The organism is Candidatus Paceibacterota bacterium (genome assembly GCA_041666545.1).
Taxonomy (GTDB): Bacteria; Patescibacteriota; Minisyncoccia; order Phycocordibacterales; family JBAYGS01; genus JBAYGS01.
Map to the genome: position 1 here is coordinate 45,262 of JBAYGS010000001.1, position 12,371 is coordinate 57,632.

17 protein-coding genes are annotated in these 12,371 nt (G+C 47.2%); 16 read left to right on the forward strand and 1 reads right to left on the reverse strand.

Features of this window, described 5'->3' with window-relative positions:
• Window positions 1–52 precede the first annotated feature (52 nt).
• The 14 genes from infA to dnaK all read left to right on the forward strand — a co-directional run bounded on the left by infA (window position 53) and on the right by dnaK (window position 9,156).
• Window positions 53–271, forward strand: a complete 219-nt coding sequence (gene infA, locus WCT25_00215) for a translation initiation factor IF-1 (GenBank protein MFA6535839.1) — start codon at window positions 53–55, stop codon at window positions 269–271.
• Between the two features lie 93 nt (window positions 272–364).
• Window positions 365–481: a 50S ribosomal protein L36 gene (gene rpmJ / locus WCT25_00220; protein ID MFA6535840.1), complete on the forward strand. Its 117-nt coding sequence runs from the start codon at window positions 365–367 to the stop codon at window positions 479–481.
• 84 nt (window positions 482–565) lie between these two features.
• Window positions 566–946 (forward strand): 30S ribosomal protein S13, encoded by a 381-nt coding sequence (gene rpsM, locus WCT25_00225; GenBank protein ID MFA6535841.1) that lies wholly within the window; start codon window positions 566–568, stop codon window positions 944–946.
• Between the two features lie 148 nt (window positions 947–1,094).
• On the forward strand, window positions 1,095–1,529 hold the full coding sequence (gene rpsK / locus WCT25_00230; GenBank protein MFA6535842.1) for a 30S ribosomal protein S11: 435 nt from the start codon (window positions 1,095–1,097) through the stop codon (window positions 1,527–1,529).
• Window positions 1,530–1,569: 40 nt separating this feature from the next.
• On the forward strand, window positions 1,570–2,178 hold the full coding sequence (gene rpsD, locus WCT25_00235; protein MFA6535843.1) for a 30S ribosomal protein S4: 609 nt from the start codon (window positions 1,570–1,572) through the stop codon (window positions 2,176–2,178).
• Between the two features lie 77 nt (window positions 2,179–2,255).
• The gene (locus tag WCT25_00240; protein MFA6535844.1) at window positions 2,256–3,212 is read left to right on the forward strand and encodes a DNA-directed RNA polymerase subunit alpha; all 957 of its coding nucleotides are present in this window, start codon (window positions 2,256–2,258) and stop codon (window positions 3,210–3,212) included.
• 67 nt (window positions 3,213–3,279) lie between these two features.
• The gene (gene rplQ, locus WCT25_00245) at window positions 3,280–3,594 is read left to right on the forward strand and encodes a 50S ribosomal protein L17 (GenBank protein ID MFA6535845.1); all 315 of its coding nucleotides are present in this window, start codon (window positions 3,280–3,282) and stop codon (window positions 3,592–3,594) included.
• Between the two features lie 40 nt (window positions 3,595–3,634).
• The gene (locus tag WCT25_00250; GenBank protein MFA6535846.1) at window positions 3,635–3,976 is read left to right on the forward strand and encodes an uL13 family ribosomal protein; all 342 of its coding nucleotides are present in this window, start codon (window positions 3,635–3,637) and stop codon (window positions 3,974–3,976) included.
• A 5-nt stretch (window positions 3,977–3,981) separates the two neighbouring features.
• Window positions 3,982–4,395 (forward strand): 30S ribosomal protein S9, encoded by a 414-nt coding sequence (gene rpsI, locus WCT25_00255; protein MFA6535847.1) that lies wholly within the window; start codon window positions 3,982–3,984, stop codon window positions 4,393–4,395.
• Window positions 4,396–4,651: 256 nt separating this feature from the next.
• The gene (locus tag WCT25_00260; GenBank protein MFA6535848.1) at window positions 4,652–5,362 is read left to right on the forward strand and encodes a putative dsRNA-binding protein; all 711 of its coding nucleotides are present in this window, start codon (window positions 4,652–4,654) and stop codon (window positions 5,360–5,362) included.
• Between the two features lie 161 nt (window positions 5,363–5,523).
• Window positions 5,524–6,114, forward strand: coding sequence for a nucleotide exchange factor GrpE (locus tag WCT25_00265; GenBank protein MFA6535849.1), 591 nt, complete (start codon window positions 5,524–5,526; stop codon window positions 6,112–6,114).
• Window positions 6,115–6,524: 410 nt separating this feature from the next.
• Window positions 6,525–6,722: a hypothetical protein gene (locus WCT25_00270; protein ID MFA6535850.1), complete on the forward strand. Its 198-nt coding sequence runs from the start codon at window positions 6,525–6,527 to the stop codon at window positions 6,720–6,722.
• 110 nt (window positions 6,723–6,832) lie between these two features.
• The gene (locus WCT25_00275; protein MFA6535851.1) at window positions 6,833–7,159 is read left to right on the forward strand and encodes a hypothetical protein; all 327 of its coding nucleotides are present in this window, start codon (window positions 6,833–6,835) and stop codon (window positions 7,157–7,159) included.
• Between the two features lie 110 nt (window positions 7,160–7,269).
• Window positions 7,270–9,156 (forward strand): molecular chaperone DnaK, encoded by a 1,887-nt coding sequence (gene dnaK / locus WCT25_00280; protein MFA6535852.1) that lies wholly within the window; start codon window positions 7,270–7,272, stop codon window positions 9,154–9,156.
• Between the two features lie 273 nt (window positions 9,157–9,429).
• Here dnaK and WCT25_00285 read toward each other — a convergent pair whose 3' ends face one another.
• On the reverse strand, window positions 9,430–9,999 hold the full coding sequence (locus WCT25_00285) for a hypothetical protein (protein ID MFA6535853.1): 570 nt from the start codon (window positions 9,997–9,999) through the stop codon (window positions 9,430–9,432).
• Between the two features lie 78 nt (window positions 10,000–10,077).
• Between WCT25_00285 and dnaJ the strand changes: the two genes are divergently transcribed.
• Entirely contained in the window at window positions 10,078–11,169 is a 1,092-nt protein-coding gene (dnaJ, locus tag WCT25_00290) for a molecular chaperone DnaJ (GenBank protein ID MFA6535854.1), read from the forward strand.
• 274 nt (window positions 11,170–11,443) lie between these two features.
• Entirely contained in the window at window positions 11,444–12,343 is a 900-nt protein-coding gene (locus tag WCT25_00295) for a Clp protease N-terminal domain-containing protein (GenBank protein ID MFA6535855.1), read from the forward strand.
• Window positions 12,344–12,371: the final 28 nt, after the last annotated feature.

Sequence of the window (12,371 nt, forward strand, 5' to 3'; positions counted from 1 at the left end):
GGTTGCGGCCCGTAGGCTAACTGTGTTAACATATCTCTGTTCCAATTAATAAATGGCAAATTCCACAGAAAAAAAATCGGTAAGAGCGGTCGTCACCGAAGCCTTGCCCGATACTTTGTTTCGGGTCAAACTCGATGATTCTGACGGGGAAATTCTTGCCTATTTGGCTGGGAAAATGAGATTGCACCGCATCAAGGTGCTCATCGGCGATACCGTGAGAGTCGAGCTAGACCCGTATGGCGGTAAGGGCCGGATTGTCCAACGAATTTAAGTAAAATGCTTAAATCGGCCTTTGGCTATGGACAAAAAAGGCCATATAGTATAGTATGTTCGTCTGTGTCTATGAACACATTTTTTAATTTTCATGCGCGTTAAAGCTTCAGTCAAAAAGATCTGTCCGAAATGCCAAGTGGTCCGACGCAAGGGCTATGTTTATGTTGTCTGTAAAGGCAACCCGAGACACAAGCAGAGACAAGGATAGGAGAGGTATAGGGTATAAAGTATTATGAAGAGGGAATGAAGAAAGAGGGAAAGCAAGAACAAGAAAAAATAAGCAAAAATAAGAATGAGAATCTTCGGTATCACAATTCCAGATGAGAAAAGACTTGAGGTTGGCCTCACGGTTTTTTATGGCATTGGTCGCCCTCGGGCCCAGGCCATTCTAAAGCAGGCTGGAGTTGATTACGGCAAGAAGTCAAAGGATCTTTCTACTGATGAGGAAGCTCGCATCCGCAAGATTGTTGAGGGTTTGAAATTGGAGGGAGACCTCAAGCGAGAGGTTGCCGGCAATATCAAACGACTCAAAGATATCAAAGCCTACCGAGGTACCAGACATCAGCGAGGCCTGCCTTCAAGAGGTCAGCGAACCAAAACCAATTCTCGAACTCGTCGAGGTAATGTGAGGAAGACGATGGGTACCGGTAGAAAGAAGGCGGAGAAGAAATAGTAGATAGTAGAAGAGAAAGCATCAAACTAGGAAATCTCAAATTCCAAATAAAGGCAAAAAATCGCAAGCAACAAGATTACCACAAACTCCCAGTTTATTATTTGAGATTTATTTGGAATTTATAATTTTGGATCTGTAATTTAATCAAATGGGTAAAAAAAGAATTGTCACAACTGAAGGAGGAGAGAAGAAGGCTGAAGGTGCAGCCGCGGCTCCTCGTGCCTCAAGTAAGCGTAAACTGGAAACGGGCATTTTGTTCGTGCAATCAACTTATAACAACACCAAAGTGATGCTAGCCGACAGCAAGGGTAATGCCGTCGCCTGGTCATCAAGCGGTTCACTTGGCTTTAAGGGTGCTAAAAAAGGCACTCCTTTTGCTGCCGCGAAAGTCGGAGAAGTCTTGGCCGAGAAGGCGATGGCGATGGGCGTAAAGGAGATTTCCGCGGTCATCAACGGTGTTGGTTCCGGTCGCGAGTCAGCCGTTCGGGGTTTTATTTCCAAAGGTATCACTTTGAACTCGATTAAGGATGTCACCCCGGTCCCGCACAATGGCCCGAAGCCACCTAAGCCTCGCCGCGTCTAAAACTTCCAAACTTTTAAACTTATTAACTTCTAAACTTTTTATGCGCATTGGCCCACGATACAAAATAGCTCGCCGACTCGGTCCTTCTGTTTTTGATAAAACTCAAACTCAAAAGTTTGCGTTGTCTGAGTCGCGCAAGGGTGGGAAGAAAGGCGCGCATCCCAAGAACAAAACTGAGTACGGTCTTCAGATGCTGGAGAAGCAGAGAGTGCGCTTTACTTACGGAGTCGGCGAGCGACAATTTGGAAACTATGTGAGTGCGGCGGTCGCCAACAAAGGCACCAATACCGTGCAAGACCTATATGGCCGACTGGAGAGACGCTTAGATAATGTGGTTTATCGAATCGGTTTGGGTAATTCGCGACAAGCTACCCGCCAGATGGTTTCCCACGGACACATCTTGGTTAACGGTCGCCGAGTCACCATTCCTTCCTACGCCATGTCAAAAGGCGACCGAATCCGAATTCGGGAAGGTAGCCAGAAAAGCCCTCTATTTAAGGATTTGATCGAGAAGACGAAGAAGCCGTTGCCAACCTGGATGACCTTTGCCAAGGACAAAAACGAGTGGGAAGTGACCGGAACGCCGGTTTATGTCCAAGGGGAGCAGACCTTTGATTTGTCGGCAGTTATTGAGTTCTACAGCCGTTAGTATTGCGATAAATACTAAAATAGGGTAGAATAATACTTTCTTAAAATTTTATTATTATTTTATAAAACAAAGAGCCTATGGCCCTACACAACGTTTTGTTACCGTCAAAGCCGAAGATCGTCAAAGAAGGCGATAATATCGGCGTCTACGAAATTGATGGTCTTTATCCTGGTTATGGTCATACCCTCGGCAACTCCCTTCGCCGAATTATTCTTTCATCCTTGCCGGGCGCCGCGGTCACTCGCGTCAAGATTGAGGGTGTTAGTCACGAGTTTTCAACTATGGCCGGAATCAAAGAGGATGTCATCACTATCCTTTTGAATCTAAAACGCTTGCGAATCAAGATGCTCACCGATGAGCCACAGAATCTGACCCTGAAAGTTAAGGGTGTTAAAGAAATTACTGCTGCCGACATCAAGTTCCCGGGACAGATTGAAATCCTAAACCCGGAATTGGTTTTGGCTCATGCTACCGAGAAAAACGCTGAAATCGAAGCGGAGCTTTTTGTCGAAAAGGGTTTGGGTTATGTCTCCAAAGAAGTTTTGCACAAGGATCGAGTTGATATCGGTTCAATCGCCATGGACGCTATCTTTACCCCGATTCGCCGAGTCAACTACGAAGTTGAAAATATGCGCGTGGGCGACCGAACTGATTTCAACCGCCTGCGCATTTTTATTGAGACTAACGGTACCATTTCGCCAAAAGAAGCTTTGGAGGATTCTATCTCAATCATGATCAGTCAGCTTAAGGCCGTGGTCGGTTTTAAGGAGGAGGAAGAAGTTGTTGCTCCGGCCGAAGGCGAAGGCGAAGCCGGTACCAAGAAGGAACCTGATACTGAATTCTTGAAGACCCGAATCGAGACTCTGCCTCTTTCACCTCGAACCACCAACGCTCTGGCTAGCGCTAACATCCGAACGGTCGGCGGTTTGGCCAGAAAGAAGGAGAAGGATTTGCAGGATGTGGAGGGTTTGGGTGCCAAAGGTATCCAGGAAATCAAAAAGGCTCTCGGCGATTTCGGCATCACCCTTAAATAATTTTCCATTTTGAGATTTTAATTTTACATTTACTATGCGTCATCATAATGCCAACAGAAAATTCGGAATGAAGCGAAAGGGGAGAAAGGCTCTCGGGCGGTCCTTGGTGCGCGCTTTGGTTGTCCACGGCAAGATGAAGACGACCTTGATCAAGGCCAAGGAGATTCGCCCGGCCGTTGAAAAATTGATTACCCGAGGCAAAATCGGCACGGTAGCCAATCGTAGGTTGCTGACTTCCAAGACCGGTAGCGCTGAATTGGCCGGAAAGATCATTAAGACCGCCGAGAAGTACAAGGACCGAAAGGGTGGCTATACTCGGATTACCAAGCTTGGCCGCCGAATCAGTGACGGTGCCCAAATGGCGATTATTGAATTCGTCTAAACTTTGGACTTTACACTTTTTACTTTAAACTTTATTTATCATGGAGCATACAATCGACGCTACGAATATGAGGTTAGGACGAGTGGCCAGCCAGGCTGCAGTGCTTTTGATTGGCAAGGATGCGAGCTTCCAAAGAAATGTGAAGCCAAAGACAGTCGTCAAGATTGTTAACGCTTCCAAGATTGATATTGCCGAGCGCAAGCGAGCCGGTACCATCTATCACCGCCACTCCGGTTATCGCGGCTCGATGGTGATTGAAGATATGAATAAGGTTATTAAGGACAAAGGTTTTTCCGAGGTTTTCCGTCGGACAGTTTATGGTATGATCCCGCGTAGCAAGCTCACCAAACAAATGATGAAAAATTTGATTATTACTGAATAATTTTTATGCACCCAGAAACTACTAAAACTGAGAGATACACTGAAGCCGTAGGTCGTCGCAAGACCGCTTCGGCTCGAGTCCGGATTACTCCGGCCGCCAAGACTTCGATTGTCATAAATGACAAGGAGCTCCATGTTTATTTCCCGACCAAAGATTTGCAATTGACCGCTAGCGAGGCCCTCGATAAATCAAAATCAGCCAAGAAATTTAAAGTGACGGTTGTGGTCAGAGGCGGTGGCATTAATGGTCAGGCTGAAGCGGTTCGTCACGGTATTGCGAGAGCGATTAACGAACTCGAACCGGAACTCCGCACCAATTTGAAGAAAGCCGGCTTCCTTAAACGAGATCCTCGAGCCAAAGAAAGACGCAAATTCGGTCTGAAGAAGGCAAGGAAAGCACCGCAATGGTCCAAGCGCTAGAGATGATTGTCGGTCCCGGTACTTATTTTGTGTTGAAATATTAAAGACGCTGTCTCGTAGCAAAATTCTGATTTTTGCTGGCGGGACAAGGAAAGCGCCACAGTGGAGCAAGAGGTAGATTTAAGAATCTGGATTCAGGATTCAGGATTCAAGAATCAGGAATAAAGAAAACCGCCCCGCACGAAAGTGCGGGGCGGTTTTAGTTGACAGCAGACAATATTAATGCATAATTGCCCAAGAAAGTACTTTTGAAAATATGAGAAAAACATGCAATGACCTCCGTTTGGAATTGGGTTTTAAGGATACTGAACGAATGTTTACGGCGGCGATTACCCACAGCTCAATGGTTCGCGAACCCGAACAGCGTCCGCTCCAGTCTAACGAAAATTTGACCCACATTGGTCGGCGATTCTTGCAGACGGTGCTCGCAATTCGTCTCACCCTGCTTCGGCAATCGAATGCGGTAATTTCCATCCGCTCGTCCAACTGGCTTAACTCACAGATCGGGGCAGTAGGGAGAAAGCTAAAAGTGCTCGACTGTTTGGTGATTCAGCCTACGACCGAGGCAGGGATTCGAAATTCTGAGTTGGCTACCGCGCGTCTGGAGGGCGAAACCCTTTGTGCGCTAGTCGGGGCACTGATTATTGAAAATGGCTACCAGGCCGGCGAGGAGTTCTTTCGAACTCATTTCCAAGAAGGCTTGATGAATGCTCACTGGGCGGAGACGGCCCCGATGAAGGACCCGAAGACCCTGCTTCAGGAGGTTCTGGCCAAGCAGAAATTGATACCGGAATATGAACTGATTTCCGCGGATGGGCCGGTCCATAGACAGGCCTTTGCGGTAAGATTAATTTGTAACGGCCAGGTGCTAGGTGAGGGCTTGGGGACTACAAAAAAATCGGCCGAAAAAGCAGCCGCTACCGAGGCTCTGGCCACCCTCAAGAGGTTCGGCGACGGTAGGTCCTAGATGGTTAAAATTATTTGCCGACAGCGTGCCACCTTGCGCCTGTCGGTTTTTTAAAACGGATTTGCGCTAAGTCAAGTTTTTAATCTTTCCCAAATCCCTTATACTTAAACCCTAATCCTACAATTCCTTATTCCTAATTCATAATTCCTTATTCATCCACTATGCAAGACGAAAAAGACTTGAAAGATAATAAAACGGTTCCGCCCGAAGAAACATCCGACGATGTGGTTTTTGAGGACACCGAAGAGGCTCATGTCGACCTACCAGCCAAACTTAAAAAGCTAAAAGATAAACTTTCTGCTTGTGAGAAAGAGAAAAGCGAATATTTGGATGGTTGGCAGAGGTCAAAAGCCGATTTTATCAATTACAGAAAAGACCAGGAAAAATCCAATCGCGATTTTATTAAATTTGCCAATCTCGGCTTGATCGAGGAATTGATTCCGGTTCTAGACAGTTTTGAAATGGCTTTTTCCAACAAAGTTGCTTGGGAGAAGGCGGATAAGAATTGGCGAGTCGGAGTTGAATATATCCACTCACAGCTCCACTCAATTTTGGAAAAGAATCATTTGAAATCAATCAGTCCGAGAGTGGGAGATGAATACGACCATACCAATCACGAAGCGATTGAATCGGTGCCGGTGGAGGATAAAAGCCAAGATCATAAAATTGTTGAGGTTATAAGCAAGGGCTATGAGATTAATGGGCGGGTGGTGAAGGCGGCAAGGGTGAAGGTGGGAGAGAGGAAAGTTTAGAAGTTGAGAAGTTTTGAAGTTGGGCGGGAAGAGGAGTGAGTAGTGGGTAGTGAGTAGTTGGGAGAAAAGAAAAACCAACCGGGAGGGTTGGCTTGGCGGAATTTGCGGTTTACTTTTTCTCCGCTAGTTCAGTGTGTGTTCCAGTTCTCAAAACACCTCGGATTGCAGAAATGCCGCGCCTGGCCGTTGCGGCCGGCCGCAGGTAGAAAAGAGATTTCTTGTCCTTCTTTCAGTGGCTTGTTGCAGAGTTTGTGGTTGCAGCGTAGACCTGAACAGGGGGTTTTAATGGTTTCAATCTTGCGAAGGGTCTTGTTCATATTTTTCCTTTCTGCTTCTGAATCCAAGTTAGCACAATCTCTAGAGTTGTCAAGTAAAAAACAGCGGGGGAGCACCTCGCTGTTTTGATGTTCGTGTCAGCGACTGACCGTCACTTCGGCTTGTTTGCCTCGATGGCGGCGATAATGTGGCTCGCAAGTGCGGCAATCGAGAGTGCGAGACTAAATGAGCCGACCCCGATTAGCAAAACTCTCACGAATCCAGTCGCCGACACGATGCCGGTGGTCAGGGTCAGGATTCCGATTGTTAGAGATATTATCAGTGCGGTATAGTGTCCTATTGACATGGTATTCTTTGGGTTGAAGTTTTCTGGCTGTATTATAGCAAATTGTGGGGTTTTGTCAAGTTATCAAAATCGGCTAAAAAGGGTATAATTTTGGCAATGAATTTGCCCCAAAAACAGACCGGCCAGGTATTTGAGAGGGTTTTAAGGACTAAAACTGGCACTTTGGCGCGGGTGAAGTTTTTGGTTATGGAATTCGAGGGAAAGCCTTGGGTGAAGGTTTTGTCAATCGAAGCGATTGAGGGCGGAATTAGGAATAATGAATTAGGAATTAGGAGGGGAAAAATACTCTGCCTTCCATGCCTGAAGACAAAAGAGATTTTGCCGGAAGTTGAGAAAGCTATTGATGAGGAAATCGAATCGCCTTTTTTTGAATTATTTTTTTTGACGAGTCAACCAACACGAGCGCCGTCGAGTAGAATCTAGATTCACGATTCAGGATTCACGATATGAAATCGGGAATTGCTGAGCCGTGTTTTTCTGTTGGATCTAATCATGAATCTTAATTCTTAAATCATTAATCTATTTAAAAAACTATGTCTAAAATACTAGGAATCGACTTGGGAACAACTTACTCCGCAATGGCGGTGATGGAATCTGGTGGCCCACGAATTTTGGAAAATGCCGAAGGTGTCCGGACGACTCCGTCGATTGTGGCAGTCTCGAAAAGCGGCGAACGACTGGCCGGTCTTTTGGCCAAGCGACAGGGCGTGACAAACCCGAAGAACACAATTTTCGCGATTAAGCGATTTATTGGTCACACTTACGATGATGCTGGGGTGCAGAAAGATATCAAGACGGCGCCATTTGAAACTCGCAAATCCGAGAATGGCGGAATCGAAGTGAAGATGAGTGATAAGTGGTATCGACCGGAAGAAGTCTCGGCGATGATTCTGCAAAAGCTGAAGACCGATGCCGAAGCGCGCTTGGGTGAAAAAATCACCGAAGCGATTATTACCGTGCCGGCCTATTTCAACGACTCACAACGACAAGCTACAAAAGATGCCGGTAAAATTGCTGGCCTAGATGTCAAAAGAATTATCAACGAGCCGACCGCGGCGGCTTTGGCCTATGGCTTCAACAAAAAGAAAAATGAGAAAATCGCCGTCTTCGACTTCGGAGGCGGAACCTTCGATATTTCTATTTTGGAAGTCGGCGATGATGTGATTGAAGTAAAATCGACTGATGGTGACTCGCACTTGGGAGGCAAGGATATCGACCAGAAAATTATTAACTTTTTGGCCGAGGAGTTTAAAAAGGAGTCGGGAATTGATGTGCGAAATGATGCCCTCGCTCTCCAGAGGCTTGATGAAGCGGCGGAGAAGGCCAAAATCGAGCTTTCGACTGCGGTTGAGACCGAGGTGAACATTCCGTTCTTGACCTCAGATTCTTCCGGCCCTCGACACTTACTGGTGAAAATGACTCGCGCCAAATTGGAAGAATTGGCTCGAGAATTTATCGACCGAGCGATGATGATTACCAAGCGGGCAATGGAAGCTTCACCATTTAAAATTCCCGATATCAATGAAATCGTGATGGTTGGTGGCCAGACCAGGATGCCAATGATTCAGAAAGCGGTGAAGGAATTTTTCGGCAAGGACTTGCACATGGGCGTTAATCCGGATGAAGTTGTGGCGGTTGGCGCCGCTATTCAGGGTGGAATTTTGCAGGGTGATGTGAAGGATGTACTTTTACTCGATGTAATCCCGCTATCATTTGGAATTGAGACTATGGGAGGAGTCGCTACCAAGTTGATTGAGAAGAACACTACCATTCCGGCGGCCAAGTCGCAGGTATTTTCGACGGCGGCCGATAATCAAACTCAAGTTGAGATTAATGTGGTTCAGGGCGAACGAGCGATGGCTTCTGACAACAAATCACTCGGCCGATTTATTCTCGATGGGATTCCGCCGGCACCACGAGGCATGCCTCAAGTTGAAGTGACTTTCGACATTGATGCCAACGGTATCCTGAATGTTAAGGCGAAGGACAAGACGACGGGCAAGGAACAGTCGATTAAGATTGAAGCTCGTTCCGGTCTGACTGATGCTGATATTGAAAAGATGAAAAAGGATGCCGAGCTTCATAGCGAAGAAGATAAGAAGAAAAAGGAAACTGTTGAAGCTAAAAATATTGCCGAGCAATTGATTTACACTGCCGAGAAGTCGCTTAAGGATGCTGGCGATAAAGTGCCGGCTGATGTTAAGAAATCCGTTGAGGACAAAGTCACGGCTCTGAAGGGTGTGAAGGATGGTGCTGATCTTGGAGCAATTAAAACTGCGACCGAGGCGCTCTCCGGCGAGCTTTCTAAAGTTGGCGAAGCGATGAGTAAGGCGGCGAAAGAAAATTCCCAGCCGAATGCCGAGAATAAGGAGGGGAAAGTGCACGAGGCGGAGGTGAAGGAAGAGAAGAAAAGTGAGTAGTGGGTAGTGAGTAGTGGGTAGTTAGAGAAATAAAATTTGTCCTCGTCCTATCCCCGCAGCAAGGCTGTTCCCTCGGAAGACCTCGGCGGGGTATTGGGCGAGGCAACGGGGCAAACTTTGTTGTAGCAGTGTCGGCTCCGCCGACGCATGATTCTCGTTGCGGACTCATCCCCGCCGCAGAGCGGCTGGGTATTCTCCGCAGTCACAATAAAAAATCCCCTCTTCCTACTCTCCGCGACATTCGTCGTGGGGAGAGTGGAGGAGGGGAAAGGCTTAGTCTTCGGTGCTGGTCAGATTGATGAAGGCACTGATGAGAGACGCTGATTCCTGTTCGTTCAGAATGGCGTCAATTTGATGGGCTCTCGCATATGGCCCTCCCTCGCTGAGTTGATCCTTACTCTCGTGGAAGGCCAGTGCCTTTAGAATCGTCTTGCTTCCTTCTCCAGTCACTTCGATTGAGTAGGCGTAGACGGGTTTGGGTCTGTTGCGGTCGGCCTCCAGAAGGATTTTGATCGCGAATCTTTCGTCAGGTTTGTCGCCGACAAAGCCAACGAACATCGCCCTTTCCGGGAAATCTTTGTTGGCCACCAGTCGCATTACCCAGCCGAACTGGTTCTGAGTGGCCCCAGGAAGCCTTTTCGCTGATCGATCAGAGTGTAGAAAAATTTCTTTCGGGAATTCCTCAATGATGCGGATTATAGCCATGACAACTCTTCGCCGTGTCGCCGTCTCTTGCTGGTCTGGATATTCCTTGAGCAATGACAGCATTTCGATAAGTGTTGATCTGGCGGCACTGGCTCGGGTCTTGTGAAGTAGCTTTCCGATTAATTGGCGCAGGTTCATAGTGTTAATCCGAAGGGGTGTCATACGGTTGACGAAGTTCTAGAAATAGTGATAGCATAGCAAACATTAAATGTCAATATGAAAAAAGATTATTACGAAATATTAGGCGTTGATAAAAAGGCCTCAAAGGACGACATCAAAAAAGCGTTTCGGAAATTGGCACATGAGCATCACCCCGACAAGAAGGGTGGCAACGAGGCTAAGTTTAAAGAGATAAACGAAGCTTACGGTGTGCTTTCCGATGATCAAAAAAGGGCACAGTATGACACCTATGGTCAAGCTTTTTCCGGCGGAGCCGGACCAGGGCAAGGTGGTGGATTTGGCGGTTTTGGTGGCGCCGGTGGTTTTGATTTTTCCGGTTTTGCGAATGGCGGCCAAGGGTTTGAAGGTTTCGACCTGGGCGATTTGTTCGGCGATTTTTTTGGTGGCGGTGGTGGCCGAAGTCGGACCAAGCGCGGCCGGGACATTTCGGTTGATATCGAGATTAGTTTCGCCGAGTCGGTTTTTGGAGTTGATAAAAAGTTTTCCTTGGCCAAGGATTCAACCTGTAATATCTGCAAAGGCTCTGGAGCCAAATCTGGCACAGAATTGAAGACCTGCGAAGTTTGTGGTGGTAAAGGTAAGGTGCAAGAGACTCGTCGCTCGTTTATCGGAGTTTTTAATACGGTTCAAACCTGTGGCAATTGTCATGGTAAAGGCAAAGTGCCAAAAGAAAAATGTGAACATTGTCGTGGTGAGGGAATTTTAAGACAAGAGCAGGAGATCAATGTAAAAATTCCCGCCGGTATCAATGATGATGAGGCGGTCAGACTTTCCGGCGCCGGTGAGGCGATTGCCGGTGGGCCGTCGGGCGATTTGTATATCAAGGTTCATGTGAAGCCGCATTCGTCTATTGTTAAAGAGGGCAACAATTTGCTGATGGATGTTAGCGTGAAGCTTTCAGATGCTTTGCTCGGGGCGGAATACCAGGTGTCGACCTTGGATGGTAATTTGTCCGTAAAAATTCCGGAAGGCATTACTCACGGAGAAATTTTAAGAGTGAGAAACAAGGGCGTGCCGTACGGCAATAGGCGCGGCGACCTGTTGTTGAATGTGAAAATTGTCATGCCGACTAAGCTTTCTAAAACTGCCAAGAAAGCGATTGAGGATTTGAGGCAAGAAGGAATATAAGGAGAATCATCAATAACCAGGGCTCGAAGCGAGCAATAACCAATAACCAAGAGACAATAATCAAGAACGGACAAAATCCGCCCTGCACTAATTTCTGCGATAGCAGAAATTAGTGCAGGGCGGATTTTTGTTAGTAGGATTGGCAGAATTGGAAGTCAGAAGATTCAAGCCCGCAAAGTCGAACTTTGCGGGTCCTTTGGTTGACCAAATCAATTTTTCGTGCATAATAATTTGAGGTTGGTTCCTTCAAAAAACACTAAAAGAAAGGGATAAAATGAGCATTGAGGCTACTAAATTCACCCCGCGGGCTCAAAAAGTCATCGCGCAGGCCATGTCGGAGGCGAGTAATCTTGGACAGGACTGCGTGGGGACGGAGCACCTGCTTCTGGGATTGATTGCTGTGCGTGATAACACCGCCTGCGAAATTCTGAAAAAGTTAGGGGTTGTACTCGGCGAACTATATTCCCACACTTTCGAGCATATTGGCCACGGACCAGATGATAAGGTGGTCACGGCTACCGTTTTTGCTCCCCGGGTCTTAATGGTTTTTAAATTGGCCGAGACTGAAGCCAAGAGTCTGGGTCAGGAATTTGTCGGTACGGAGCATTTGCTTTTGGCCCTGGTGGCCGAAAGTGACTGTGTTGCGGCTCGGATGCTGAAAAAATTCAGCATTGCCCATGCTGAAGATATTCGCAAGGTCATTCAGTCTAGTCCTCAACCCCAATCGGTGACGGCGGGAGATTTGCAAACTTTTCAGGCCAAGGATATCGGCGACTTGGCGTATTCTGCCCTGAAAATCTTGGACTTGCCTGAAGATTCGTTCATCCGACTCTCTGGTCTAGCCAATAAATCTTTTTCTGATTTGTGCAACGAGATTTTCCGACTCTTGGTCGTGCACGGTTCGCTTATTCACGCGATTTACCACGAGCGGCTGAAATTGCTCTTGTCTAAGTTGATTTCGTCTGCGCCGAATACTGATCGGATTGAGAAATGCATCCGTGCTCTCGTGGCAATTTTGGGTGCCGAAAAGGCTGCTCAAATGGCTGATATCGCTTTTGCCAAAGTGCGACCTGGTTCTGGCGAATATCAGCGGTGGGGCACCGCCTTGCAGTTGATTACCGGCAAACCCGTCCAGGTCAGCGTGAACTTTGTTTCCCAGTGGCCTCCGCCCTAGGGTTTAGGGTTTTTCCAAGCCGCGCGCA